The following is a 25,186-nucleotide window of genomic DNA, read 5'->3' as shown; positions in this document are numbered from 1 at the left end:
GGAGTTAAGATGGCATTAGAAAAATTAACACCTGCTGCAGGTTCAACTCATGCAACTAAAAGAATAGGTCGTGGTCAAGGCAGTGGCAATGGCAAAACTGCTGGCAAAGGTAACAAAGGTCAAAGAGCAAGAAAAGGCTACAATGAAAAAAGAGGCTTTGAGGGCGGACAACAACCACTTCAAAGACGTCTTCCAAAGGTAGGCTTTGCTTCTAAATTTGAAAAACCTTATGTTATCAATGTTGAAAAGATCGCAGCTATAAAAGAGCTTGCGGAAATTTCAATCGCAACAATAGCTAGCGTTCATAAAATTTCAAAGAGCGTTACTAAGATAAAACTAATCGGTGCAAGCGCAAAAGCTCTTGCTTCAAAGATCAAAGACGAGAACGTTAGCGTTAGCGGAACAAAATAATGGATAAAACACTGACCAACAAGATTTTGATCACGTTGGCATTTTTGTTCGCATACAGGATACTGGCTTATGTGCCAGTTCCTGGTGTTAATGTCGACGTAATTAAAGAATTTTTCAATTCAAACAATAGCAACGCCTTGGGTCTATTTAATATGTTTAGTGGTAAGGCCGCTGAGCGTTTAAGTATCATATCTCTAGGCATTATGCCTTACATCACAGCTTCGATCATCATGGAGCTTCTAGCAGCGACATTTCCAAAGTTAGGTCAGATGAAAAAAGAGCGCGACGGTATGCAAAAATATATGCAAATCATACGTTATGCGACTATCGTTATCACTCTTGTACAATCAATCGGCGTCTCTATCGGACTTCAAAGCTTAAGCGGTCGTGGTGGCGAGCAAGCTATCATGATAGATATGAATTTATTTATCGCGATCTCTGCTGTATCTATGCTAACTGGCACTATGCTACTTATGTGGATAGGTGAACAGATCACGCAGCGCGGTATAGGCAACGGTATAAGTCTTATCATCTTTGCGGGCATCGTCTCTGGCATACCTAGTGCGATCGGCGGAACTGTAAATTTGGTAAATACTTCTGAGATGAATTTTCTAACAGTCATCGCTATTTTGGTGATCATTTTAGCTACCATTGGAGCTATTATCTTCGTCGAGATGGGCGAAAGACGTATCCCTATTTCTTACTCAAGAAAAGTGATAATGGAAAATCAAAACAAACGTATAATGAACTATATACCGATCAAAGTAAATTTAAGTGGCGTTATTCCACCGATATTTGCTAGTGCGATTTTGATGTTTCCAAGTACTATTTTGCAGGCTAGCACAAATCCAGTAATCCAAGCTATCAACGACTTTTTAAGTCCAAATGGCTATATGTTTAATGTTTTGACATTTTTATTTATCATCTTCTTTGCGTTTTTCTATGCATCTATCGTGTTTAACACAAAAGATATAAGTGAAAATTTAAAGAAACAAGGCGGATTTATCCCAGGTGTTAGACCAGGCGAGAGTACAGCTAGCTATCTAAATGAAGTAGCTGGCAGGCTAACTTTAGGTGGAGCTTTGTACTTGGGTATCATTTCAACATTACCTTGGGTACTTGTAAAGACTATGGGCGTACCATTTTATTTTGGCGGTACATCAGTTCTTATCGTGGTTTCGGTAGCACTTGATACGATGAGACGTATAGAGGCTCAGTCTTATACAAACAAATACCAAACTCTAAGTGCAGTAGGTCTATAAAATGGCTATCACGCTAAAAAGACCAGCTGAGATAGAGAAAATGAGAGCGGCGAACAAGATCGTCGCTCGAACACTTGATCATGTTTCTACGATCATAAAACCTGGAATTTCACTTCTTGAGATAGATAAAATTTGCGAAGATATGATAAGAGCCGCTGGAGCAAAACCAGCCTTTAAAGGGCTTTATGGCTTTCCAAATGCAGCTTGCATAAGCGTCAATGAAGTGGTGATCCACGGAATTCCAAATGAGTACAAGCTAAAAGAGGGCGATATCGTTAGTGTAGATATTGGTTCAAATTTAGATGGTTATTTTGGTGATTCGGCTAGGACATTTGGAGTTGGTAAAATTTCAAAAGAAGACGAAGCTTTGATCGCTTGCTCAAAAGATGCGCTATATTTTGCGATTGATTTTATAAGAGCTGGTATGCACTTTAAAGAGATTAGCTATGAGCTTGAGAAATTTATTCTTGGTAGAGGATATGTACCTTTGCGCGGATATTGCGGTCATGGCATAGGCAAAAGGCCACACGAAGAGCCAGAAATTCCAAACTATATCGAAGGAAACAATCCAAAAGCTGGACCAAAAATAAAAGAGGGAATGGTTTTTTGTATAGAGCCGATGATCTGCCAAAAAGATGGCACGCCAGTTTTAGGAAGCGATAACTGGAAAGTAACCTCAAAAGATGGTTTGAGAACTAGTCATTATGAGCATTGCATGGCGATAGTTAATGGCAAAGCCGAAATTTTAAGCCAAGCATAAAATTTATAGCAAATTTAGAGAAAGGAGAGTTTGTGGCAAAAGACGATGTCATTGAGATTGATGGAAATGTTGTTGAAGCACTGCCAAATGCAACTTTTAAAGTTGAGCTTGACAACAAACATATAATTTTATGTCATATCGCCGGAAAGATGAGAATGCATTATATAAAGATAATGCCTGGCGACCGCGTAAAAGTAGAACTTACGCCATATAGCCTAGACAAGGGCAGGATCACTTATAGATATAAGTAAATTTGATTTTGTGGCAAATATGCTAAGTAAATTTAAAGCTGGTTTTGGGTAAAATCCAAGCTTTGCGAAAAGCTGTATGAAGAATTATTTTCAAAGTTCCCCACTTATTTTGAAAATAGTTGGTTTAAATTATTTCTTTAGACCTGATGCAGCCCCTAAAAAAGTGGAATAAATTTTTAGGAGACTAAAATGAAAGTTCGTCCTTCTGTAAAGAAGATGTGTGACAAATGTAAAATTGTCAAACGTAGTGGCATAATTCGTGTTATCTGCGAAAATCCAAAACATAAACAAAGACAAGGATAAGGCATGGCACGTATTGCAGGTGTAGATTTACCAAACAAAAAGAGAATAGAGTATGGTTTGACTTATATCTATGGTATAGGTCTTTACAAATCTCGTCAAATCCTTGACGCAGCTGGAATTTCTTATGATAAGAGAGTTTACGAGCTTAGCGAAGACGAAGCAGCAGCTATCCGTAAAGAAATTCAAGAGCACCATATCGTTGAGGGTGATTTGAGAAAACAAGTTGCTATGGATATCAAAGCTCTTATGGATCTTGGAAGTTATAGAGGTCTTCGCCACAGAAAGGGTCTTCCTGTTCGTGGTCAAAAGACTAAAACTAATGCTAGAACCAGAAAAGGCAGACGTAAAACTGTCGGTGCAGCTACTAAGTAAGGCAAGGGTTAAAGGATAATAAATGGCGAAAAGAAAAATTGTTAAGAAAAAAGTAGTTAGAAAAAGCATAGCCAAAGGTATCGTTTATATCAGTGCAACATTTAACAACACTATGGTAACTGTAACTGATGAAATGGGAAATGCTATTGCATGGAGTAGTGCAGGTGGCTTAGGCTTTAAAGGTAGTAAAAAATCAACTCCTTATGCAGCTCAACAAGCTGTAGAAGATGCTTTAAATAAAGCAAAAGAACACGGCATAAAAGAAGTTGGCATCAAGGTTCAAGGTCCAGGTAGCGGACGTGAAACGGCTGTGAAGAGTGTAGGTGGTGTTGAAGGTATAAAAGTAACTTTCTTCAAAGATATCACACCTTTACCACACAATGGTTGCAGACCGCCAAAACGCCGCCGCGTATAATTAGAGAAAATTAGGAGAAATTATTATGGCTAGATATACAGGACCTGTTGAAAAATTAGAAAGACGTCTTGGTGTGTCTCTTGCGTTAAAAGGCGAAAGAAGACTTGCTGGTAAAAGCGCTTTAGAAAAAAGACCTTATGCACCAGGACAACATGGACAAAGAAGAGCAAAAATAAGCGAATATGGCTTACAACTTCGTGAGAAGCAAAAAGCTAAATTTATGTATGGCGTTTCAGAGAAACAATTTAGAAGATTGTTTCAAGAAGCAGCACGCCGCGAGGGCAACACTGGTGCTCTTTTGGTTCAACTATTAGAACAAAGATTAGACAATGTTGTTTACAGAATGGGCTTTGCAACGACTCGTCGTTTTGCTCGCCAGCTAGTAACTCACGGACATATTTTAGTAAATGGCAAGAGAGTGGATATCCCATCTTACAGAGTGGAGCCAGGCTCTAAAGTAGAAGTTGCTGAGAAATCTAAAAACAATCCACAAATCATTCGCGCGATCGACCTTACAGCTCAAACTGGCATCGTTGCTTGGGTAGATGTGGAAAAAGAGAAAAAATTTGGAATTTTCACTAGAAATCCAGAAAGAGAAGAGGTTATCATTCCTGTTGAGGAAAGATTTATAGTAGAGCTTTACTCAAAATAATAGAGGGTATAAAGATGAGAAAGATTACTACATCAGCTTATATGCCAACTGAAATAGAAGTTAAAAGTGTTAGCGAAAATGTAGCTAACATTACAGCATATCCTTTTGAAGCAGGTTATGCTGTTACTTTGGCTCACCCACTACGCCGTCTTCTTTACACAAGTACGGTAGGCTTTGCTCCTATCGGTGTAAAGATAAAAGGCGTTAGTCACGAATTTGATAGTATGCGCGGCATGCTTGAAGACGTGGCATTTTTTATTATAAATTTGAAGAAGATCAGATTTAAATTAAAAAGCGGCAGCGAGCGTGAAGTTATAGAGTATAGCTTTAAAGGACCAAAAGAGATAACTGGAGCTGACCTAAATAACGACCTAGTTGAGATCGTTAATCCAGACGCATATCTTGCAACCATCAACGAAGATGCTGAGTTAAATTTCTCAGTTATCATCCAAAAAGGTATCGGATATGTTCCTAGTGAAGAGATCAGAGAAGAGATCGAAGACGAGTACATCGCACTGGACGCTTTCTTTACACCTGTTAAAAAAGCAGTTTATGAGATACAAAACGTCTTGGTTGAAGATGACCCAGACTACGAGAAGATCGTATTTACGATAACAACAGATGGTCAAGTTGGTCCAGTAGAAGCTTTTAAAAATTGTTTAGAAGCTATGTATCAACAAATGTCAGTATTTAAAGGAATTTTAGATATTGACGTTAGTGCCCCAGTTGCTAGTTCAAGTGCAAGCGGCGAGTTCTCAAAGCTACTTTCTAGTGTAGAAGATCTAAATTTAAGCGCTAGAAGTTTTAACTGCCTTGACAAAGCCGATATTAGATTTATCGGTGAGCTTGCGTTGATGGACGAAAATGAGCTTAAAGAGCTTAAAAATTTAGGTAAAAAATCTCTTGAAGAGATAAAAGCGGTTATGGAAGAGATAGGCTATCCAGTTGGTGTCGATGTGTTAAAAGATAGCAAAGAGCAACTCAGAAAGAAAATAACCGAGCTAAAATCACAAATGAGTGCAAAAGAATAAAAGGACAATAGATGAGACATAAACACGGATATCGCAAACTTGGTAGAACGTCATCTCATAGATCTGCATTGCTTAAGAATTTAGCGATAGCTATCATCAAAAGCGAAAAGATAGAGACAACTTTACCAAAAGCAAAAGAGCTTAGAAGCTATGTTGAAAAGCTTATCACAAGAGCTAGAAAGGGCGACTCTAACGCTCACAGAGCAGTATTTGCTTCATTGCAAGACAAAGAGACTACAAATAAGCTAGTTACTGAAGTAGCTCCAAAATTTAAAGAGCGCAACGGTGGCTATACAAGAATCATCAAAACTCGCGTTCGCAGAGGCGATGCAGCTGAGATGGCTTATATAGAGCTAGTAGCTGAATAATCCCCAGAGAGCCTATCTGGCTCTCTTTTCTTTCTAAATTTATCTTTCTACGTTTATTTTTTAAAAATTTTGTTTAAATTTATCCATTTTAGTCTGTGGCAAATTTACAAGTCGGAGCATTATAAATTTTATTTCGTGGCTTTTAGATGAGCTGATGCGATAGGTTAAAATAGTTGGTATAAGTAAATTTATAGCGGTTTTAAAGCATAAAAACGCAAGCAGACGCTTTTTGATTTATGTCAAAAACCTCCAAAATTAGGTTTTAAAGTTCTAGCTCAACTTATCTATTAAATTTCAAAGCTAACACCATAAATTTCTAAATTTAGATCTAGTAGTTTTTAAATTTTACTTCGTTGATTTTTTGTGATATTTGCTTTAGGCGGGTTATTTCTATTTTGAGTGTTTCTGGGTCAAATTTATAAGCTATTTTGCGAAATTTTAGGATTAAGGCTATATATTTAAAATGCAAAACAAAAAGCAGGGTAAATTATCTATACGAACTTTCTCAAATTTAAATTATTTAAAAAACAAATTTAAAATTTATAATCCAAAAAGTTGCAAAATTCTAAATTTTGATAGACTACAAAAATGGCTTGGCTAATGTAGTTGTGGTGGCGGATAAGATGACATAAATTTGATCTGAAATAGCCTATGATATGATAAAAGAGTTGTATATGATAAATTCAAAACCAAATATATAGACTAGATATGATAAAACTAAACCAAAATATATGAACCAGATACAATAAAAGCCGATACATGCGAATTCTACAAAGTAAATTCTAAATTCCAGCCTTCTCAAATGTCTAAATTTATCCAGTTCCAAGCCAGCCTAAATTTACAAGTCAAACTCTACAAATTTCTAAATTTTACTCTAAAAGAGACGATATTTGTTTTAACTATCTTACAAAGGATTTGAGATGATAGGTGGCATAAATGGAGCTAATGTAAATTTATATAGTGGCTTTCAAAATATTAGGGAGCAAAGCGCTAGCCATATTAAACCAACTTCAGACGAAAATTCCTTAAATTTCTCATCTCAGAATTTACCCAAAAAGACCAACCAAAGCAGCGAGCAGATAAATTTAAGTCGCACAAACGAGAGCAAATTTAGCAAAGATGAAGAGCCACTAAAATTTGCTAAAGACTACTCGCTCACAGGCATGGCCGCTAATGGCAAGATAAGCATCTGGGGCAAACTCATGGGATATGACAAGCAAATGAACCAAGATGAGATAAATGAGCTTAAAAGCTTTGTTAGTCAGACCGAGGCGCTTGGTTTTGGAAGACTTTACGAATCGATCATCGGATACTATCCAACAAACGTTGATCTCTTCGCAAAAGAGTACACGTCAAAAGATGATAGCGGCACCTTACTCGGACTTAGACACAAGAGCCACGTGGAGGGCTTTGAGATACTTGATAAGGACATGAGCGTAGAAGAATTTAAAGATAGGTGGCTGGACTATGCGCTGAGGCAATATCTTGGCGAGAGGGTCGGCGTGGAGAGCATAACGGTAGGCAAAAAGGGCATTTCCATGCTAACTAGCACGAACAAGCCGCCGATCGAGTACCAGACGCTGCAAAGCATAAATTTCACTGACGATGAGAGCAGGCAGAGATTTTTCACGCTCGTGAGGGCTGGCATGAAAAGCGGGGCAAAATTTAAAGAGGTGATAGAGGGCGTGCTGTCGCTTTACAATGTACAAAACACCGACAAACTTGACGGCAACAAGGTCTATGCCTCAGTGATCGGCCGAAGCGAGAAACTAGCGACCTACGATATCAATAAAGATGAGAAATTTGCCTATCTTAAGGAGCTAATGCGCCTTGAAAAAAGCGGCATAGACATACTAAAGCTAATGGAGAAAAGCCAGAAAAAGCGAAATTTAGACGTAAAAGTCTAGCTGTTTTTATAAATTTAACCTCCAAAGCCATCTTTTTACTTTCAAGTGATACAATTTTGATTTTGATTATTACATTTTGTCTTTAAATTTGACGGGAGCTCTTATGAAAAAAGTGGTTTGGTTAAATCCTGTTGTAAAAAATATCTACGACTTTGCCGCACTTAAAGAAATTTTGCAAGACAAAGGCTTTAGCGTAGTAGAGTGCGAAAAAGACCACGTTAAAAGCGTAAAAAACGCATACAAAAACGCTCTTGCGCAAAGTGAGCTTATTTACGATAGCCGCTGTCCGAGGGCTGTAAATTTCATCAGGGCAAATTTCAAAGAGCAGGCCGCATTCATCTCAAATTTAAACCCCATTTTAATAGAAAGCGCGCTTGAGCTAAGCGCAAAGCTAAAAGAGGACGAGTGGCTTTACGTGACGACGCCTTGCGAGGAGTTAGCCCAGCTTGGCAGAGGGCTAAATTTAGCGCGAACTACATTTTTGACATGGAGAAGCTTTAGGGAGCAAAACGCTATAAATTTAAAGATGTGCAACATCGAGCAAAGTCCGATACCGCCAGGCTTTTTTACAAATTTGGGCGTAAAAACACTAAGTCTTAGCAGTAAAGAGAAGATAGAAAACGCCCTTTCATATAAATTTAGCGAGCTTAAAAACTACCAGATCATCGAGTTTTTATACTGCGAAAACGGCTGTCACAACGGAGATGGGCTGTGAGGGAAATTTTTAAAAAGAGCATTTTGATCCTAGTGATCTTTGCGATCTGGCAGGTCGTTTGCGAGCTAGAAATTTTTACGCCATATATCTTGCCAAGTCCAGCGACGACATTTAAGACGATGCATAGCATGAGCCTAAGCGGCGAGCTTGCTACGCATACTATCATCAGCTTCAAGCGTATATTTGCAGGCTACGCGCTCTCGTTTGCTCTAGCGCTCGTGCTTGGCGGTATAGCGGCACTTTTGCCAAAGATCAGCGTTTATTACGAGTGGATACTGGAGTTTTTTAGAAATATACCGCCGCTTAGTTTGATCGCCATTTTGGTGCTTTGGTTTGGCATAAACGAGACGCCAAAGATCATCATTATCATCCTAGCCTCGTTTTTTCCGATGTTTCTTAGCATCCAAAAGGGGCTAACGAGCTGTGATATAAAGCTCATCGAGGTTGGTAAAATTTTTGGCTTTAGTAAATTTGAAATTTTTTACAAGATCATCATAAAAAGCGCGCTAAAAGATATCTTTGTCGGCATGCGAATAGGCTTTGGCTACGCTATGCGCGCGATCATAGGAGCTGAGATGATAGCGGCTTCAAGCGGGCTGGGATATCTCATACTTGACGCAGAGGAGCTTTCGCGTGCAGATAGGATATTTGTCGGCATTTTTACGATCGGCATTTGCGGCGTGCTCATAGATAGGATATTTTTACTTTTGATAGCGAAATTTAGCCTTTTGCGAGGTGGAAAATGATAGAAATTTCAAATTTATCTAAGCATTTTTTTATAGGCCAAAAGCGTATCGACGTTTTGAGAGAGCTAAATTTAAGCATAAAAAAAGATAAGATCACCGTCATACTAGGTAGAAGCGGATGCGGCAAAACTACGCTTTTAAGGCTTATTGCAGGCCTTGAGAGCATTAGTCAGGGCGAGATAAAATTTAAAGAGCAAGCAAAGATCGGCTTTGTCTTTCAAGAGCCCCGTCTCATGCCGTTTCTAAACGTCTATGAAAACATCGTTTTCCCACTTAAAAAGCAGGAGATTGAGGCTGAAAAGATAGGTAGTTTGATATCTATGATAGGGCTTAGCGACTTTAAACTTGCCAGCGTTTCGCAGCTCTCTGGTGGTATGAGCTCGCGCGTTTCGCTTGCTAGAGTCCTTGCGTACGAGGCAAATTTGATCCTAATGGATGAGCCATTTGCCGCACTTGATGCGTTTACTAGAGCTAGCATGCAAGCTGAAATTTTAAAAATACAAGCTGGCAAAACCATCCTTTTTGTCACTCATAACATCGACGAGGCGCTATTTTTAGCTGATGAGATCATCTTGCTTGAAAAGGGCGGGATAAAGTCAAACTACGAGCTATCAAATTTAGCAAGGCCAAGAGATCTGCTAAGCGATGAGTTAATAGCGATAAAACGCAAAATTTTGAGTGAAATTTAGGCAAATAAAATGATAATTAAAACCAAAATGAAGCAAAAGATTATATAATCTTGCAAATTTTTAAAAGGAGCAAGTATGAGAAAGTTTTTTAAGGTTTTGTGTGCGGCCTCTTTGCTTTGTCTAGTCGCAAACGCAAGCGAGGGCTTAGATAAGATCGGCATGACCTACGTCAAATCGCCGCTAAACGTCCCATCGATCGTCGATAAATTTAAAGGCTTTTATGCGAAGTCTTTTGGCGTGCCAGTCGAGTACTCTGAGATCACCTCGGGTGCTAAACAAACGCAAGCGCTCGCTTCAAATTCGCTCCAGTTTCTAAACTGCGTGGGCGGCACTTCAGTCATACTTGCGGCTGCAAATAAGGCTGATATAAAGATCATAAGTGCCTATTCAAGGGCGCCAGAGGCCTTTGTTATATTTTCTAAAGATAAAAACATCAAGTCGCCAAAAGATCTAAAAGGCAAAAAAGTAGCAGGCCCAAAAGGCACTATCTTAAACGAGCTTTTGGTGAGATACCTAGCTCTTGGCGGACTTAGCATAAACGACGTAGAGTTCATCTCTATGGGCATCCCAGCTGCGCAAGCTGCACTTGAAAACGGCAGCGTTGATGCAGCGCTTCTTGCAGGACCAGCGGCCTACAACGCTCAAAAATCAGGCCTAAATGTAGTGACAACTGGCAAAGGTGTCATCACTCCAGTCATCGTCACGGCAACAAGCGGAGAGTTTTATAAAAAGCACAAAGATGTAGTTGAGAAATTTAAAAAGGCTCAGGATGAAATTTTGGCCTACATCAAAGCAAATGAGGATGAGGCGCTTAAATTTACGGCTGAAGAGACTGGGCTTAGCATAGATGCGGTAAAGAGCATGTATCCTCAGTATGACTTTAGCTCAAAGATCACGGCTGATGATATAAAAGCGCTTGAGGCTACGCAAGAATTTATGCTTGAAAGCAAGATGATAGAGCATAAAATCGATATAAAATCACTTCTACTAAACTAAACTTAAAGGGCAAATTTGCCCTTTTTCTCCACAAAAAACCACCAAAATTTAAAGTCAAAACGCCCCCAGCAAAAGCCTGGAAAACGTTTGTTTGCACTTTATCTGCTATAATAGCTAAAAAATTTAAGGAAAAAATATGATCCCATTTAGTGATGAAGAGCTTTTAAAACCAGTGACTGCGAGTTTGCAAAAGGTGCTACCGATGCTTGAAAATGACGGCGGCGGCATGGAGCTACTTGGCATAAAAAACGGCAAAATTTACGTAAGACTCACAGGACATTGTCACGGATGCGCAGCTAGCACAACCACGCTAAAATACGGCATCGAAAGGCAGCTTCGCATAGACATTCATCCAGAGCTTGAGGTCATAAATGTCCCAATAGGCGAGGAATTTGACATTGATAGATTATAAAAAAATAGGCATAAAATATTTCAAACGCTCTAAATTTAAAGACGCGATCTTTTACTTTTCACTAGCCTACGAAAAGACGCAAGAGAGAAATTTACTATTTTTGATACAAATTTGCTCTCTTGGCGAGGAAAATGCCGAAGAGGCAAAGCTTTTGTTTGACTACTATATGGCTAAGGTAAGAGCCGGCGAAGACGACGAGGGCGTGGAGGAAATTTTAAAAATTTTAGAGTCCAGAGACGAGGAGAGCGAGTACTTTGAAGAGCAAGACGCGATCAGCTACGAGGACTTTAAAAGGGCTGTTTATAAGGATGGCAGCTTTAAAAAGGTCTTTGAAAACATCATGTTTTCAACCAAGGTCATGATCTCAAACAAAGACGATTTTTTGGAATTTTTAGGAAATTTGATAAAAAATGACTTCATCGATATGAGCATGAACTACCTTGAGAGTGCGGCGGTGATGTTTGGCGGCGACGAGCGTATAGATCAGCTTTTTAAAGAGATACAAAAAAGACAAAACGATGAAAATATCAGTAGAAAATAGCTTCATAACAGATGACTCAAACGAGTGCGAGCAGGGTGTATACTTTGTGCAAACTACTGCAAATGCGAAATTTGCAGAGGACGCGGTAAAAAAGGGCGCTAAGATAATCACCCTTGAAGAGTGCAAAAAACTTTTAAAGATCGATGAAAATCTAAAGATAGTTGGCATCACAGGCACCAATGGCAAGACCACAACGGCTGCGGCTATCTACGAGACTTTGCGAAATTTAGGCAAAAAATGCGGACTAAGTGGCACCAGAGGGGCATTTATAGAGGGTGAGCAGATAGATGACAAGGCGCTTACGACAAGTGCCATTTTAAAGACGCTCTCATACCTAAAAGCAGCCAGCGAGCAGGGCTGTGAGTACTTCGTGATGGAGGTTAGCTCGCACGCGATCGCTCAAAAGCGCATAGAGAGCTTGAAATTTGCCCTTAAAATTTTTACAAATTTAACTCAAGACCATCTCGACTACCACAAGAGCATGGAGGAGTATGCCAGGGTAAAATCAAGCTTTTTTGACGATGAGAGCGTAAAGCTCATAAACATTGACGATGGCGGAGTTAAATTTAACCCAAAAAATGCCTATACATACGCGATCAAAAAGCCAGCTAGCTTTGCGCCGATAGTTTATGGGCTAAAGGACGGCATAGACGCAGTTATCAAGACGCCAAATGGCGATGTGGAGATAGACTCAAGCCTTCAAGGCGAGTTTAATCTTTACAATCTAATCGCAGCTCTTGGCGCCGTTTGCCTGCTAGAGCGCCCAGACGCAGCCGCACTTTCAAAGGCGATAAGTAAATTTAAAGGCGTGAGCGGCAGGATGGAGGTCGTTAGCACCGATCCGCTAGTCATCGTGGATTTTGCCCATACGCCAGATGGCATCGAAAAGGTACTAAACTCGCTTAGACATCTAAATTTGATCGCAGTCTTTGGCGCAGGCGGCGACAGAGATAGGACAAAGCGCCCTAAAATGGGAGCAATAGCCCAAAAATACGCAAGAATTTGCATAGTCACTAGTGACAATCCAAGAAGCGAAGAACCAGAGAGCATAATCGATGAAATTTGCGCTGGCATGAGCCAAAATGAAAATTTGATACGAAACGCCAACCGCAAAGAGGCGATCGCTCTAGCCATTAGCAAGCTTGAGCCTGGCTGGGCGCTTGTCATACTTGGCAAAGGCGACGAGCCATATCAGGAGATAAAGGGCGTCAAGCACCCATTTAGCGACAAAGAAGTAGTGCTTGAAATTTTATCTAACTAGCTTACGAAAGGAAAAACGATGAAGATTTTAAATTTAGCCCTTGTGTCTGCTTGTAGTGCGCTGCTACTAGGATGTGCCACCGCTCAAAAAGAGCCGCAAAAGCTACAATCTAGCGCAAACCAAAAGAGCTATCTGGTGAGCAACCTACCTCAAAATATAGAGTATGACGGCCAAATTTATCACCAAAAATACCAAAATGAATTTACGGTGGAGTATTATTTGGAAGATGAGGGCGGCTATGGATGGAGTAAGCTAATCAGCGTTACCTATGCGCCAAGCATCAAAAACATAGATGATTTTATAACAGCGATAAAAAAAACCACAGATCCAAAAAAGGGCAAATTTAAGATAGAAAAGATAGGTAACGACAGCTCTTACCGTGAGGAAATTTACTATCCAGAGCCAAATAATCCAAAATTTAACAGCTACGAGATAACTCTAGACGTTGCCAAAATGAGCGAGTGTGGACTAGTTGGCGTATCTTTTGCTAGAAATTTCAAAACCCTTGACGAGCTAGAAAAGACGCTAAAGGCAGAGAAATTTAACGAGAAATTTTTAGCAAACAGACCAGTGATAGAGTGCAAATAAACTAAACAAGGCAGAAAATGAATATAGAAATTTTAGCTAGCAAGATCCACAGAGCTGTCGTAACAGACGCAAATTTAAACTATGTTGGCTCGATCAGCATCGGCGAGGAGCTAATGAAAGCTGCAAATTTGATAGAAAATCAAAAGGTTGAAATTTTAGACGTAAATAACGGCGAGAGATTTGCCACATACGTGATCAAGGGCAAAAAAGGCGAAATTTGCCTAAACGGCGCGGCTGCTAGAAAGGTCTGTGTTGGCGACGTGGTCATCATCGTGGCTTATGCTAGTATGAAATTTAAAAAGGCTAAGAAATTTAAGCCAACCATCGTGCATGTAAATAACAAAAACGAGATCATAAAGGAGTAGGCGATGTTTGAGGGATTTGACTTTTCAAAGATGGGGCAGATGCTTGAGGATGTGCAAAAGCAGGCCAAGCAGATGGAAGAAGAGAGCAAAAATAAAGAATTTGGCGCAAAAAGCGGTGGCGGACTAGTGAGCGTGAGAGCAAACGGTAGCGGCGAGATACTTGATATCAGCATAGATGATAGCTTGCTTGAAGATAAAGAGAGCATGCAAATTTTGCTAATAAGCGCCGTAAATGACGTGCTAAAATCAGTTGAGGCCGATAAGAAAAACACCGCTTCAAGGATGCTTGGCGGCCTTGCTTCGATGGGGATAAAATGAGACTAAATTATAAATTTGCCCTTGCATTTTTGCTATCAGCGCTTTGCCTAAACGCTGATCCTAGACCTACGCAAGAGGACTTTAACGCCTGCTTTGAAAAGAATAAAAACTCAATCGTCTCGGTAAATAAACACTTTGGCGTGGCTATCACTAAAAATTTGATCGCAGTGCCAAAAAGCGAAGGAGCTCCACTTGGCGAATATGTCAAATTTGACCCATATTTGCAGCTTTTTTTAGTGCGCTCTAGCAAGGAGCTAAGCCCTGTTGTGATGGCTGATGAGACCAATGAGGAGCGCATAAAAAAGAGCACTTGGGTTGGCATTTTAAACGACGCAAATAACACCGTCATGGGTCACATCAAGTCTTTAGGGCAAAATTTAGGCGACTTTGACACATTAAGCTTCGAGTATAACGCGACTGGCGAGATAAACACACCTTGTTGCAAGATGATAGGCATAGCTGTTGGAGCTGATAAATTTATACCAAATCGCTATTTAAAGCACTTTGTATCTTACGATGACGTATATTACGGCGATATCGGCGTGAAATTCTTGCAAAAAGAGGATAAATTTTTTGTGGGTCTTGTTGATCCACTAGGCCGCGGCAAGATGATGATGGTAGATGATGAGCTTGTTAGTATAAATGGCATAAAACCAAAGAGTCTAAGAGAGCTAAATGAGATGGTGCTTTTTGCTCCAAAGGGCGCAAAACTAGATATCATCGTAAAGCGTGATAGAGAGCAGCTGCTTTTTCAGGTGCCAGTAAGCGGAGATGTGAAATTTAATCAAAGCTTAGAAGTGAATGCACCATCAAGTCTTGATATGCCTAACTTTAACATCATGCCAAAAGAAGCGCAAACGATGTTTGACGATAAGGTTTTGGTTGATTATGGCATTACGGTTGATAAAAATTTGATAGTTACAAAGGTCGAGCCAAAGTCAAATGCTGAGATTTTTGGTATCAAGATCGGCGATAAAATTTTAGGCTACAACAAAGAGAGCGTGAGCAACCGCGAGGAGCTTTTAGAAAAGATCGGCGACCTGCAAAATTTCGTGCTTTTATTTACTAGAAACGACTTTCAGTTTTTTGCAAGAGTGCCAAAATGAGCCTACTTGAGGACTTTGTAAAATTTTTAAACGAAAATTTACCAAAGGTGCCTAGCTTTCATCCTTGCTACGAGGAGGCGCTTGGCGTTATGCTAAAGGCTGGAGGCAAGCACTTTAGGGCACTATTGCTTCTTGGTGTGGTGGAAAGTGTGGATAAAAGCCTCACGCAAAAGGCCATGAGAGTGGCTTTAGGGCTTGAAATGATGCATACATACTCGCTTATCCATGATGACTTGCCATCAATGGATAACGCAAGCCTTAGGCGCGGCACACCAACGCTTCATGTGACATACGACGAAACGACTGCGATACTTGCAGGAGATGCGCTAAATACGCATGCTTTTTATGAAATTTCACGCGCTGAGTTGCCAGCTGACACTCGTATAAAGTGCGTGGAAATTTTAAGCGAGAATGCTGGCGTTAGCGGCATGGTGCTAGGTCAGGCGCTGGATTGTTTTTTTGAAAATACAAACAAAGAGGACATCAAAAGAGCAAAGGCTAAATTTGGTCTCTCTGGCAAGATGCTAAGCCTTGATGAGCTAGTCTTTTTGCACATCCACAAAACCGCAAAGCTCATCGCTGCAAGCCTAAAAATGGGCGCTGTGATAGTAAATTTAGACGAAAAAGAGTGCGAGAAAATTTATGATATCGGCCTAAAGCTTGGGCTTGCTTTTCAGATACAAGATGATATCATCGATCTTACAAGCGACGAAGTGGCCGCTGGAAAGCCCGTGCATAACGACTTAGCTAAAAACTCATTTACAAATTTACTTGGTCTATCTGGCGCAAAAAAGAAAAAAGATGAGCTTATTTGCGAGATAGAAGAGGCGCTAAAACAGGTAGATGCAAATATCGCAAAAATGATCTTAGAGCTTACAGACAAGCATCTAAGATAGTGCGTAAATTTCGTAAATTTATATCACTTTTTAGACATTTTGGGCAAAAACGCAAGGCAAGTTTTAATCACTTTTTTGTATAATCTGACGCAATAAAAAGGAGATCATATGCTAAAAAAACAAGCCGATACTATAAGATTTTTGTGCGCTGATATGGTGCAAAACGCTAACAGCGGACACCCAGGTGCTCCTATGGGCCTAGCCGATATCATGGTGGTTTTAAGCAACTTTTTAAAACACAACCCTAAAAATCCAAAATGGCTAAACAGAGATAGGCTCGTTTTTAGCGGTGGTCACGCGTCAAGCTTGGTTTATAGCTTTTTGCACCTAAGTGGCTACGATCTAAGCCTAGATGAGCTTAAGAAATTTCGCCAACTTGGCTCAAACACCCCAGGACACCCAGAAATTCACACTCCAGGCGTTGAGATGGCTACTGGACCACTTGGTCAAGGCGTAGCAAATGCAGTTGGTCTAGCCATGGCAGAAAAATACGCTGCAAACGTGCTAAATGAACCAGATAATAAAATAATCGATCACAAAATTTACTGCCTTTGTGGCGATGGCGACTTAGAAGAGGGCATAAGCTACGAGGCATGTTCAATCGCAGGAAATTTAAGACTAGACAACCTTGTGCTCATTTATGATTCAAACAACATCACGATCGAGGGCGACACAGCGATCGCATTTAGCGAGGACGTCAAGGCGAGGTTTGAGGCGCAGGGCTGGGAGGTCGCACGCATCGACGGACATGACTACAACCAGATCGAATTTGCACTTGAACAAGCAAGCGAGAAAGAGTCACCATATCTCATCATCGCAAACACGCACATAGCACGCGGCGCAATGGAGCTTGAAGGCAGCCACCACAGCCACGGCGCACCGCTTGGCGAAGAGATCATTAAAAAGGCAAAGGCCGCAGCTGGCTTTGACCCTGAGAAGAAATTTGCTATCGACGAGGACGTGCTTTTAAGATTTAGAGGTGCAGTTGAAAAGGGCGATCTTGAAGAGGCGATGTGGAACAAAAAGGTTGAGGCGTTAAGCATTGAAGGCAAAAATTTATTAAACTCACTTCTTAATCCAGACTTTAGCAAGATCGAATTTCCAGACTTTAGCGACAAAAAACTAGCCACAAGAGATACAAACCACGTCATTTTAAATGAGATAGCTAAAAAACTCCCTGGCTTTATCGGCGGTAGCGCAGATCTTGCTCCTTCAAACAAGACTGAGCTAAAGGGCATGGGTGACTTCCCAAATGGCAAAAATATCCACTACGGTATCAGAGAGCACGCCATGGCAGCGATCAACAATGGCATCGCCAGATACGGCCTTTTCTTGCCATTTTCAGCGACATTTTTCATCTTTAGCGACTATTTAAAGCCAAGTGCAAGGATAGCAGCGCTAATGGGCATCAAGCACTTTTTTGTCTTTACGCACGATAGTATCGGCGTTGGCGAAGATGGTCCAACGCATCAGCCTATCGAGCAGCTTAGCACATTTAGAGCGATGCCAAATTTCTACACTTTCCGCCCAGCTGACGGCAACGAAAACGCAGCTAGCTGGCAAGCGGCTCTAAATTTAAACGCTCCAAGTGCATTTGTGCTTAGTCGCCAAGGGCTTGATCCACTTGCAAAAGGCGAATTTGGCGAGGTTGGCAACGGCGCATATCTTTTAAGCTCGGCAAAAGATGCGAAGATCACATTTATAGCAAGCGGCAGCGAGGTCTCACTCTGTGTAAAAGCAGCTGCACTTCTAGCTGAGCAAGGTGTGGGTGCAAATATCGTATCAGCGCCTTGTTTTGACCTACTTTGCGAGCAACCAGCTGAGTATGTGGCTAGAATTTTAGATAAAAATACAACGATCATCGCAGTTGAGGCCGCAACTGGCTATGAGTGGTATAAATTTGCTGACGCGGTTTATGGCATGAACAGCTTTGGCGCCAGTGGCAAGGCGAACGAGCTATTTGACCACTTCGGATTTACTCCGCAAAAGCTTGCAAATTTTGCTAGCGAACTTATATAAAATTTAACTTTGGGGAGTAAAATCCCCAGCTGCAATCTAAAATCAAAAAGGCATTTTATGGAAATTTCTCATGTTATCGTTTTGGCCTTGGTGCAAGGCATAAGCGAGTTTTTGCCGATATCCAGCTCGGCTCATCTCATCTTGGTGCCAAAGCTACTTGGCTGGCCAGATCAAGGGCTTGCTTTTGACGTGGCAGTGCATGTTGGTACGCTAAGCGCGATACTTTTTTATTTTAAAGATACGATTTTTAAGCTACTTCGCGACTTTTTTGCCTCGATAGCACAAAGAAAGATGGTGGGCGATAGCTTGCTTGTCTGGTGCGTGGGATTTGCCACTATCCCAGTTGGCATCTTTGGACTTTTGTTTAACAACGTGATCGAAGAGTACGCAAGAAGTGGCGTTGTGATCGCAGTTACAACGATCATCTTTGGTATCGCACTTTACTTTGCTGATCTTCGCTCAACAAACAAAAGCGAATACGAAATGACCATAAAATTTGCTCTCATCATAGGCTTAGCGCAGGCTGTGGCGCTCATCCCTGGCGTCTCAAGATCAGGCATAACGATGACAGCGGCACTTTTTTTAGGATTTAGCCACAAAGGCAGTGCAAATTTCTCATTTTTACTTTCGATACCTGTCATCATCCTAGCTGGCGGACTTGAGAGTATCAAGCTTATAAAAGATCCAAACGCGCTTCCTTGGAGCGACATCGCCCTTGGCGTCATCATAAGTGCAGTTAGTGCTTATATCTGCGTGAAGCTATTTATGGGGATCATCTCAAGGATCAGGATGCTTCCTTTTGTCATCTACCGCTTGATCTTGGGTGCGTTTTTGCTCTATCTGTTTTTATAAATTTAAGTTGTAAAAGGCTAGGCTAAGACCTAGCCAAAATGATAAATTTGCCAAAAAGCTTGGCAAATTTACTCCTCTTTTTTATCTTTTTTTATGACGTTTATGAAGTCTTTTGCGGCTTGATATGCTCTGTCACCAAATTTCTTAGCTTCTGATTTTATATCCATTTGTTTGATGTCTTCAAGCTTATCATTTGCCTTTTTCTCAAACTCTGCGATATCTTGTTTGAGGCCTTCAAGCTTATCGTTTGCGTCAAAATTTAGCTTTAGCTTTTTGCTCTTGTCGTTTAGCTCTTGTTTTAGAGCTTCAAATTTATTGTTTGCCTCACTCATAAGCTTTGCAACGCCGTTTGACTTTAGCTCTTCAAGCCTTGAGCTGATCTGCTCCATCGCTTGATCGCTTATGCGTTTAAATTTTGCTAGATTTGTGTCAAGTTCGCTATTTATCACGCTTTCGATCTCGCTTTTAGCCACGCCGTCAAATTCATTTTCAAGCTCTTTAAGAAGCGCTATAAACTCTTCATCCACGTTTTTTAAATTTAAAAGCTGTGAGTTTAGCCTTAGCTCATCTGGAGCAAATTTCGCCTCATCTTTTAGCTTCTCAATAGCTCTTAAGATGCCATCTCTTGTGCCATTTATCGCACCTTTTATGAGCTCTTTTGCAAATATATGCCCCTCATTTGCTAAATTTCCAGCTGCACTGATGATATTTTTTGAAATTTCAAACATTCGCTCTTTGCTAAACTCTCCGCCTCTTATCGCAGCGTAGGTCATATTTTTAGCTATCGCACCAGCGGTCTCTTCGACATCCTTTGCGCCCTCAAGTGTTGTTAAAAAGGCGATTTGAGCGCTCTCTTTTAAGATGCCAAGCATCCTTGTTTCTCTAATAATCGCGTTATTTAAAAGCTCTAAAATTTCCTCTTTTTCGCCAAAATCTCTATCTTTTACGACCTCTTCAGCCGCTTCAAATGAAATTTTTAGCCTATTTTTTATCTCTTCACGCTTTGCCTCGATGGCTCTGTTTATCTCATCTCTTTTATCAAATAGCTCATAAAGCCCCTTCTCTTCGCCGCTAACTAGGGCCTGATTTATCCCCTCCATAGCGCTTTTTAAGTTTTTAGCATTTATGAGGCTCTCTTTATCCATCTTGTCGTAAAGCTCGTTCATCTTTTGTTTCAAAAGATCAGGCAGTGCGCTTTCGTCTTTGTCTGAGACGTCCCTAAAAAAGTCGTTGCAAAGAGCCTTTATGCTAGTTAGTAGCCCCTCGCTATCTTTATAATCACGTAATTTTTGCTCAAGTTTATCCATATTTTTGCCTTATAAAACGTATTTTGCTTCGTGTTTTAACGCTGAAAATATCTCCAGCCTCTCTTCTTCGCTCAAAACTAGCACGGCTAGATCGTAGCTAGCGTATTTTTTATCTTTGCTAAATTTTGAAAAAACTAGCTTAAATTCTCTATCTTTTACTATCTCTTTTACCTTCTCTTCGGCATTTACGCCAGCGTCAAATATCACTTTATACTCCCAGTGTGTTGGGTAGTCGATTTTTGCCTTTTTATTATTTAGATCGCATATATTCGCCACTTTTGCCTCCTGTTTTGCTCTCTAGCACGATGTTATCTATCTGCATGCCCTTATCTATGGCTTTTACCATATCATAAATAGTTAAAAGTCCCACGCTCACGCCTGTTAGAGCCTCCATCTCAACGCCTGTTTTGCCCTCTATCTTGACACTCACGTAAAGCTTAAAAGCGCAAATTTCAGGCAGCTCCTCGATGTCACAATCCACACCCAAAATGGCTAGTGGATGGCACATAGGTATTAGCTCACTTGTCTTTTTAGCGCCCATTATCGCGGCGACAACGGCTGTTTGGATGACTGGGCCTTTTTTGCCGGTATTTTCTTTGATCGCCTTAAAAGCATCTTTGCTCATTTTGATGATCCCGCTAGCAGTTGCTACTCTTTTAGTTGGATCTTTTGGGCTTACATCGACCATCTTTGGACGATCTTTTTCATCTAAATGCGTTAGCATTATCTCTCCTTTTTTTGGCAGATTATAGCCTATTTAAGCAAATTTAAGTTATCAGTAAATTTAAGCAAAAAAATATCAAAAATCTAAAAATTAAGCTTTGCTCAAAACGCAAGAGCGATTTTTCATTTCTTAATATAATTATCTAATTTAAATAATTTTTTTAAAAAAATATTTATAATTTAAATTTTAATCCATAAGATGCCTAAAATACGAACTTTTATAGATAATAAATTTTATCAAAAGTATATTTCTATCCATTAAATTCCAAAGTCTATTTATTGTAAATGGCAAAATTTAAAAAAAATTATTGATATTTTTCTTTAAATGCTTAAAAAAGTAAATTAATCGCTAATTTGCTTTTAAGAGTTATGCTTGTATAGTTTTTACAAATTTTAAATTTACGATGAAAGCAACCTAGATAATGAAATTTCTGCTATGTCTTAGCTTATCTTTGATAGTGCTTTTTGCCGAAGAAAGAGGTTGTTTTGTCGATGAAAATAGTCAAAACATCATCTTTGTAAAAGATGGCGAGACAAAAAGCCTAGGCTTAAAGGAGAAAATTTACAAAGATCAAAGATGCGCTTTTGATGAGAGCTCTTTTTACGTTGCAAATTTAAACAACCAGATCGTAAAGGTAGCTAGCCAGAAGGAATTTTTCTTTGCTCTGCCAAATGTTGGCTGTAAGGTTTCAAATATCTTGCTAGAAAAAGAGAAAATTTACGTCGCTTGCGATATGGCAAATGTTGTAACGATCGCTATTTTTGACAAGAGTTCTAAAAAATTTATATCAAAAAATTTTAACAATGTTTATAAAATTTCTAGCTTTTTGCCGCTTGGTGAGGGAGTGTTTTTTACAAGCTTTAATGGCAAGGCGTTTTTGCTAGATAGCAAGCTTAACGCAAAAGAGCAAAAAAGCGTTGGCTTTGCACCCATTAGTGCCTGTAAATTTAGCGATGATGAAATTTTTATAGGCTTTAGAAACGGAGAAATTTTAGATCTTAAAAGTGGAGCTAAAAAGCAAATTTTAAGATCTAAAATTTCAGCTCTTGCTTGCGCGGGAGATGAGGTTTTGGTAGCTGGCGAGGACGGAGTGATCTATAAATTTGACAAAAGCTTTAAGCTAAAGGGCAAAAAAGAGCTTTTTAGTGGCGAGATAAAAGAAATTTTTATAGATAAAAACGTGCTTGTTGGCGTGGATCTAGGTAATAAGACAAAGAGTTTAGAGATAAATTCATTTTAAAAAGGAGAGTAGTAAATGCAAAAGTTATTTTGTGTCGCAAGTGCTGCACTGCTTGGGCTATCTTTAACTGCTGCTTGTGCTGCTAGTAGTGACCTTGAAAAAGTCATGAAAGAGCGCGGGCTAAGCGAAAAAGATGTCCTTGCAGCTGCTAAGACTTACCAGCCAAGCGGTAAAAAAGATGATTTCATCGTCTTTTCATCTGGCGGGCAGAGTGGTCAAGTGCTAGTTTATGGCGTTCCGTCGATGAGAATTTACAAATACATCGGCGTTTTCACCCCAGAGCCTTGGCAAGGATATGGCTATGACGATGAGTCAAAAGCCGTTTTAAAACAAGGCAACATCAGGGGCAAAGAGATAACTTGGGGCGATACACACCACCCAAATTTCACTGAGAAAAATGGTGAGTATGTTGGTGATTATCTATTTATCAACGACAAGGCAAACCCAAGGATCGCTGTTATAAATTTAAAAGACTTTGAGACAACTCAAATGGTCGTAAACCCTATCATGAAAAGTGAGCATGGCGGTAGCTTCATCACTCCAAACAGCGAGTATGTCATCGAAGCTAGCCAGTACGCAGCTCCACTTGATGATAACTATCACTCAATGGACGACTACGAAGCCGTTTATAGAGGCGCTGTGACATTTTGGAAATTTGACTATCCAAAAGGCAAGATCGACGAGAAAGCATCTTTCTCTCTTGAGCTTCCTCCATACTGGCAAGACCTAAGCGACGCTGGTAAGGGTGAGAGCTACGGCTGGGGCTTTACAAACTCGATAAACACTGAGATGTATACAGGTGGTATCGAAAAAGGTCTTCCTCCATTTGAGGCAGGTGCTAGTAGAAATGACACCGACTTCTTGCATGTTTATAACTGGCAAATTTTAGAAAAACTTGCACAAGACAAGAAAAACTACAAAGTTATAAATGGCCACAAGGTAGTTACGATAGAGGCTGCTGTAAAAGCTGGGGCACTATTTTTAATACCAGAGTCAAAGAGCCCACATGGTTGTGATGTAACACCAGATGGTAGATACATTATCGTTGGTGGTAAGCTTGATACTCACGCATCAGTTTATGACTTTAAAAAGATCAAAGAGCTAATCGATAAAAAAGAGTACGCTGGCACTGACCCATACGGCATACCTATCTTAGATAGAGAAAAGACAATGCACGGACAAGTAGAACTTGGCCTTGGACCACTGCATACATCATTTGACTCACAAGATGGCATACTCTATACTTCACTTTACGTTGATAGTCAAATCGTAAAATGGGACTACAAAAATTTAAAAGTACTTGATAAAATAAATGTTCACTACAACATCGGTCACCTTGACACAATGGAAGGCAAATCAGCAAAACCAGTTGGAAAATATGCAATCGCACTTGATAAACTTTCAATCGATCGCTTCAGCCCAGTTGGTCCTTTGCACCCACAAAACCACCAGCTAATAGACATCAATGGTCCAAAAATGGAGCTAATCTATGATATGCCGATCCCACTTGGTGAGCCACACGACGTTGTTTCAATAGCTGCTAGCAAGCTAACTCCAGCGCTTACTTACAACATGGGTACAAACTCAAGAACAGGCGAGGCTAGCCCATATGTAACTCTAGCTGGTCAAGAAAGAGTTGAAAGAAACGGCAAAAACGTAACTGTCTATGCAACAATGATCAGAAGCCACATCAACCCAGAGCACATCGAGGTAAATAAAGGTGATAACGTAACTATCCACCTAACAAACCTAGAGCGCGCTCAAGATGAGACTCACGGCTTTGGCATCGACCTTTACAACATCCACGCTTCACTTGAGCCTGGCAAAACTGCTTCAGTAAATTTCGTAGCTGATATGGAAGGCGTCTTCCCATACTACTGCACCGAGTTTTGTTCAGCACTTCACCTAGAGATGATGGGTTACTTGCTTGTTAAAGATCCAAATAAAAAATATGAATCTGCAAAAAATAGCAAGCTAAAAACTCTAAGTCCAGAGGCTCTAAAAGCTGAGTATGACAAAGTAATCGCAACTAACAAAGCAACTGATGATGTTATCCAAGAGGTTGTTAAATACCTAAAAGAGAAACATTATGAGAAATATCCAAAAGTAAAAGCTTTGGTTGATGACGCACTTGATCAATACGGCCACATCAAAGAGGTAAAAGCTAAAGCTGACGAAGCTTACAAAAAAGGCGACGTAAATGGCGCTATCCTTTGGGAGTACCAAGTATGGCAATACATGGTTAAAACCGCTGACGTTGGTCTAAGAGCTAAAAACAACCTAGCTAAAGAGATCGCAACTCCGATGAGCCCAGCTGCTGCAAAAGGCGAAGAAGCTTATCTAAAAGGCGGATGTAATGGCTGCCACGTCATCGGTCAAGTAAGCTCAGGTCCAGACTTAACTGGCGTCTTGCTAAGACATGAAAATGGCGAAAAATGGGTAGCAGACTTTATAAAAGACCCTGCTAAATTCTATAACGACGACTACGTTAAAGCGATGATTGATTTCTTTAAACTTAGAATGCCAAATCAGCACATGAGTGACGAAGAGATCAAAAATATCATCGAGTATCTAAAATGGATAGACGAAAACGCAGGCATGTAGTTTTAAGGGGCATTTTTGCCCCTTTTAAATTTTAAAATTTAACTTTTGCTAGGCTAAATTTTAAAATTTAAAGGA

The 25,186-nt window shown here is 40.1% G+C and carries 30 protein-coding genes; 27 read left to right on the top strand and 3 right to left on the bottom strand.

Annotated elements, in window-relative coordinates:
• The first annotated feature begins 9 nt into the window (after positions 1–9).
• From rplO to CVT07_RS09190, 25 genes are all read left to right on the top strand, one after another.
• Positions 10–411, top strand: coding sequence for a 50S ribosomal protein L15 (rplO, locus tag CVT07_RS09310; protein ID WP_002941506.1), 402 nt, complete (start codon positions 10–12; stop codon positions 409–411).
• Positions 411–1,673, top strand: coding sequence for a preprotein translocase subunit SecY (secY, locus tag CVT07_RS09305; RefSeq protein ID WP_009295263.1), 1,263 nt, complete (start codon positions 411–413; stop codon positions 1,671–1,673). Before rplO ends, secY begins: the two co-directional genes overlap by 1 nt.
• Position 1,674: 1 nt before the next feature.
• A complete protein-coding gene (gene map / locus CVT07_RS09300) occupies positions 1,675–2,433 on the top strand; it encodes a type I methionyl aminopeptidase (RefSeq protein ID WP_103599320.1) in 759 nt (252 codons plus the stop codon).
• 32 nt (positions 2,434–2,465) lie between these two features.
• Positions 2,466–2,684: a translation initiation factor IF-1 gene (gene infA / locus CVT07_RS09295; RefSeq protein ID WP_002848031.1), complete on the top strand. Its 219-nt coding sequence runs from the start codon at positions 2,466–2,468 to the stop codon at positions 2,682–2,684.
• Positions 2,685–2,873: 189 nt separating this feature from the next.
• A complete protein-coding gene (gene rpmJ, locus CVT07_RS09290) occupies positions 2,874–2,987 on the top strand; it encodes a 50S ribosomal protein L36 (RefSeq protein ID WP_002941545.1) in 114 nt (37 codons plus the stop codon).
• Between the two features lie 3 nt (positions 2,988–2,990).
• Positions 2,991–3,359 carry a 30S ribosomal protein S13 gene (gene rpsM / locus CVT07_RS09285; protein WP_002941610.1) on the top strand — a complete coding sequence of 123 codons (369 nt, stop codon included), beginning with the start codon at positions 2,991–2,993 and terminating at the stop codon, positions 3,357–3,359.
• Positions 3,360–3,381: 22 nt separating this feature from the next.
• Complete coding sequence (gene rpsK, locus CVT07_RS09280) at positions 3,382–3,774, top strand: 30S ribosomal protein S11 (RefSeq protein WP_002941551.1); 393 nt, start codon at positions 3,382–3,384, stop codon at positions 3,772–3,774.
• Positions 3,775–3,799: 25 nt separating this feature from the next.
• Positions 3,800–4,426, top strand: coding sequence for a 30S ribosomal protein S4 (rpsD, locus tag CVT07_RS09275; RefSeq protein WP_021084023.1), 627 nt, complete (start codon positions 3,800–3,802; stop codon positions 4,424–4,426).
• Positions 4,427–4,440: 14 nt separating this feature from the next.
• Positions 4,441–5,457, top strand: coding sequence for a DNA-directed RNA polymerase subunit alpha (locus CVT07_RS09270; protein WP_002941564.1), 1,017 nt, complete (start codon positions 4,441–4,443; stop codon positions 5,455–5,457).
• Between the two features lie 11 nt (positions 5,458–5,468).
• Positions 5,469–5,825 carry a 50S ribosomal protein L17 gene (rplQ, locus tag CVT07_RS09265; RefSeq protein ID WP_002941584.1) on the top strand — a complete coding sequence of 119 codons (357 nt, stop codon included), beginning with the start codon at positions 5,469–5,471 and terminating at the stop codon, positions 5,823–5,825.
• 920 nt (positions 5,826–6,745) lie between these two features.
• On the top strand, positions 6,746–7,732 hold the full coding sequence (locus CVT07_RS09260) for a hypothetical protein (protein ID WP_107937189.1): 987 nt from the start codon (positions 6,746–6,748) through the stop codon (positions 7,730–7,732).
• A gap of 103 nt (positions 7,733–7,835) precedes the next feature.
• A complete protein-coding gene (locus CVT07_RS09255) occupies positions 7,836–8,447 on the top strand; it encodes a hypothetical protein (RefSeq protein WP_107937187.1) in 612 nt (203 codons plus the stop codon).
• Positions 8,444–9,193: an ABC transporter permease gene (locus CVT07_RS09250; RefSeq protein WP_107937184.1), complete on the top strand. Its 750-nt coding sequence runs from the start codon at positions 8,444–8,446 to the stop codon at positions 9,191–9,193. Before CVT07_RS09255 ends, CVT07_RS09250 begins: the two co-directional genes overlap by 4 nt.
• Positions 9,190–9,882, top strand: a complete 693-nt coding sequence (locus CVT07_RS09245; protein ID WP_107937182.1) for an ABC transporter ATP-binding protein — start codon at positions 9,190–9,192, stop codon at positions 9,880–9,882. The genes CVT07_RS09250 and CVT07_RS09245 overlap by 4 nt, the downstream gene beginning before the upstream one ends.
• Before the next feature lie 75 nt (positions 9,883–9,957).
• A complete protein-coding gene (locus CVT07_RS09240; RefSeq protein ID WP_103645495.1) occupies positions 9,958–10,878 on the top strand; it encodes an ABC transporter substrate-binding protein in 921 nt (306 codons plus the stop codon).
• A gap of 136 nt (positions 10,879–11,014) precedes the next feature.
• On the top strand, positions 11,015–11,290 hold the full coding sequence (locus CVT07_RS09235; RefSeq protein WP_009295267.1) for a NifU family protein: 276 nt from the start codon (positions 11,015–11,017) through the stop codon (positions 11,288–11,290).
• Entirely contained in the window at positions 11,277–11,831 is a 555-nt protein-coding gene (locus CVT07_RS09230; protein ID WP_035142362.1) for a hypothetical protein, read from the top strand. Before CVT07_RS09235 ends, CVT07_RS09230 begins: the two co-directional genes overlap by 14 nt.
• Entirely contained in the window at positions 11,809–13,092 is a 1,284-nt protein-coding gene (locus CVT07_RS09225) for a UDP-N-acetylmuramoyl-L-alanyl-D-glutamate--2,6-diaminopimelate ligase (RefSeq protein ID WP_107937180.1), read from the top strand. Before CVT07_RS09230 ends, CVT07_RS09225 begins: the two co-directional genes overlap by 23 nt.
• Positions 13,093–13,110: 18 nt before the next feature.
• Complete coding sequence (locus CVT07_RS09220; RefSeq protein ID WP_107937178.1) at positions 13,111–13,680, top strand: hypothetical protein; 570 nt, start codon at positions 13,111–13,113, stop codon at positions 13,678–13,680.
• Between the two features lie 17 nt (positions 13,681–13,697).
• Positions 13,698–14,045: an aspartate 1-decarboxylase gene (gene panD, locus CVT07_RS09215; protein WP_021089265.1), complete on the top strand. Its 348-nt coding sequence runs from the start codon at positions 13,698–13,700 to the stop codon at positions 14,043–14,045.
• 3 nt (positions 14,046–14,048) lie between these two features.
• Positions 14,049–14,363, top strand: a complete 315-nt coding sequence (locus tag CVT07_RS09210; RefSeq protein WP_002941513.1) for a YbaB/EbfC family nucleoid-associated protein — start codon at positions 14,049–14,051, stop codon at positions 14,361–14,363.
• Positions 14,360–15,469, top strand: coding sequence for a DUF7488 domain-containing protein (locus CVT07_RS09205; RefSeq protein WP_107937176.1), 1,110 nt, complete (start codon positions 14,360–14,362; stop codon positions 15,467–15,469). Before CVT07_RS09210 ends, CVT07_RS09205 begins: the two co-directional genes overlap by 4 nt.
• On the top strand, positions 15,466–16,365 hold the full coding sequence (locus tag CVT07_RS09200; RefSeq protein WP_107937174.1) for a polyprenyl synthetase family protein: 900 nt from the start codon (positions 15,466–15,468) through the stop codon (positions 16,363–16,365). The genes CVT07_RS09205 and CVT07_RS09200 overlap by 4 nt, the downstream gene beginning before the upstream one ends.
• Before the next feature lie 108 nt (positions 16,366–16,473).
• Complete coding sequence (tkt, locus tag CVT07_RS09195) at positions 16,474–18,384, top strand: transketolase (RefSeq protein ID WP_107937172.1); 1,911 nt, start codon at positions 16,474–16,476, stop codon at positions 18,382–18,384.
• Positions 18,385–18,441: 57 nt separating this feature from the next.
• Positions 18,442–19,236, top strand: a complete 795-nt coding sequence (locus tag CVT07_RS09190) for an undecaprenyl-diphosphate phosphatase (protein WP_002941660.1) — start codon at positions 18,442–18,444, stop codon at positions 19,234–19,236.
• 68 nt (positions 19,237–19,304) lie between these two features.
• Here CVT07_RS09190 and CVT07_RS09185 read toward each other — a convergent pair whose 3' ends face one another.
• Genes CVT07_RS09185 through moaC form a run of 3 tightly spaced genes read right to left on the bottom strand, consistent with a single transcriptional unit; the run spans position 19,305 to position 21,270 of the window.
• Positions 19,305–20,543, bottom strand: coding sequence for a hypothetical protein (locus tag CVT07_RS09185; protein WP_107937170.1), 1,239 nt, complete (start codon positions 20,541–20,543; stop codon positions 19,305–19,307).
• A 9-nt stretch (positions 20,544–20,552) separates the two neighbouring features.
• Positions 20,553–20,819 (bottom strand): HP0495 family protein, encoded by a 267-nt coding sequence (locus tag CVT07_RS09180; protein ID WP_009295275.1) that lies wholly within the window; start codon positions 20,817–20,819, stop codon positions 20,553–20,555.
• The gene (gene moaC / locus CVT07_RS09175) at positions 20,794–21,270 is read right to left on the bottom strand and encodes a cyclic pyranopterin monophosphate synthase MoaC (RefSeq protein ID WP_180996194.1); all 477 of its coding nucleotides are present in this window, start codon (positions 21,268–21,270) and stop codon (positions 20,794–20,796) included. The genes CVT07_RS09180 and moaC overlap by 26 nt, the downstream gene beginning before the upstream one ends.
• Before the next feature lie 418 nt (positions 21,271–21,688).
• Between moaC and CVT07_RS09170 the strand changes: the two genes are divergently transcribed.
• Positions 21,689–22,507, top strand: a complete 819-nt coding sequence (locus tag CVT07_RS09170) for an ATP-dependent protease (RefSeq protein ID WP_107937168.1) — start codon at positions 21,689–21,691, stop codon at positions 22,505–22,507.
• 15 nt (positions 22,508–22,522) lie between these two features.
• Positions 22,523–25,111 (top strand): Sec-dependent nitrous-oxide reductase, encoded by a 2,589-nt coding sequence (gene nosZ / locus CVT07_RS09165; protein ID WP_107937166.1) that lies wholly within the window; start codon positions 22,523–22,525, stop codon positions 25,109–25,111.
• Positions 25,112–25,186 lie beyond the last annotated feature (75 nt).

The organism is Campylobacter concisus (genome assembly GCF_003048875.2).
Classification (GTDB): domain Bacteria; phylum Campylobacterota; class Campylobacteria; order Campylobacterales; family Campylobacteraceae; genus Campylobacter_A; species Campylobacter_A concisus_AU.
The sequence above is the reverse complement of the archived record's forward strand: the minus strand, read 5'-3'. Positions and strand labels throughout refer to the sequence as shown.

Coding starts and splice junctions, on each gene's coding strand:
- rplO (WP_002941506.1), top strand. CDS start 10: ATGGCATTAGAAAAATTAACACCTGCTGCAGGTTCAACTCATGCAACT.
- secY (WP_009295263.1), top strand. CDS start 411: ATGGATAAAACACTGACCAACAAGATTTTGATCACGTTGGCATTTTTG.
- map (WP_103599320.1), top strand. CDS start 1,675: ATGGCTATCACGCTAAAAAGACCAGCTGAGATAGAGAAAATGAGAGCG.
- rpmJ (WP_002941545.1), top strand. CDS start 2,874: ATGAAAGTTCGTCCTTCTGTAAAGAAGATGTGTGACAAATGTAAAATT.
- rpsM (WP_002941610.1), top strand. CDS start 2,991: ATGGCACGTATTGCAGGTGTAGATTTACCAAACAAAAAGAGAATAGAG.
- rpsK (WP_002941551.1), top strand. CDS start 3,382: ATGGCGAAAAGAAAAATTGTTAAGAAAAAAGTAGTTAGAAAAAGCATA.
- rpsD (WP_021084023.1), top strand. CDS start 3,800: ATGGCTAGATATACAGGACCTGTTGAAAAATTAGAAAGACGTCTTGGT.
- CVT07_RS09270 (WP_002941564.1), top strand. CDS start 4,441: ATGAGAAAGATTACTACATCAGCTTATATGCCAACTGAAATAGAAGTT.
- rplQ (WP_002941584.1), top strand. CDS start 5,469: ATGAGACATAAACACGGATATCGCAAACTTGGTAGAACGTCATCTCAT.
- CVT07_RS09260 (WP_107937189.1), top strand. CDS start 6,746: ATGATAGGTGGCATAAATGGAGCTAATGTAAATTTATATAGTGGCTTT.
- CVT07_RS09255 (WP_107937187.1), top strand. CDS start 7,836: ATGAAAAAAGTGGTTTGGTTAAATCCTGTTGTAAAAAATATCTACGAC.
- CVT07_RS09245 (WP_107937182.1), top strand. CDS start 9,190: ATGATAGAAATTTCAAATTTATCTAAGCATTTTTTTATAGGCCAAAAG.
- CVT07_RS09240 (WP_103645495.1), top strand. CDS start 9,958: ATGAGAAAGTTTTTTAAGGTTTTGTGTGCGGCCTCTTTGCTTTGTCTA.
- CVT07_RS09235 (WP_009295267.1), top strand. CDS start 11,015: ATGATCCCATTTAGTGATGAAGAGCTTTTAAAACCAGTGACTGCGAGT.
- CVT07_RS09225 (WP_107937180.1), top strand. CDS start 11,809: ATGAAAATATCAGTAGAAAATAGCTTCATAACAGATGACTCAAACGAG.
- CVT07_RS09220 (WP_107937178.1), top strand. CDS start 13,111: ATGAAGATTTTAAATTTAGCCCTTGTGTCTGCTTGTAGTGCGCTGCTA.
- panD (WP_021089265.1), top strand. CDS start 13,698: ATGAATATAGAAATTTTAGCTAGCAAGATCCACAGAGCTGTCGTAACA.
- CVT07_RS09210 (WP_002941513.1), top strand. CDS start 14,049: ATGTTTGAGGGATTTGACTTTTCAAAGATGGGGCAGATGCTTGAGGAT.
- CVT07_RS09205 (WP_107937176.1), top strand. CDS start 14,360: ATGAGACTAAATTATAAATTTGCCCTTGCATTTTTGCTATCAGCGCTT.
- CVT07_RS09200 (WP_107937174.1), top strand. CDS start 15,466: ATGAGCCTACTTGAGGACTTTGTAAAATTTTTAAACGAAAATTTACCA.
- tkt (WP_107937172.1), top strand. CDS start 16,474: ATGCTAAAAAAACAAGCCGATACTATAAGATTTTTGTGCGCTGATATG.
- CVT07_RS09190 (WP_002941660.1), top strand. CDS start 18,442: ATGGAAATTTCTCATGTTATCGTTTTGGCCTTGGTGCAAGGCATAAGC.
- CVT07_RS09185 (WP_107937170.1), bottom strand. CDS start 20,543: ATGGATAAACTTGAGCAAAAATTACGTGATTATAAAGATAGCGAGGGG.
- CVT07_RS09170 (WP_107937168.1), top strand. CDS start 21,689: ATGAAATTTCTGCTATGTCTTAGCTTATCTTTGATAGTGCTTTTTGCC.
- nosZ (WP_107937166.1), top strand. CDS start 22,523: ATGCAAAAGTTATTTTGTGTCGCAAGTGCTGCACTGCTTGGGCTATCT.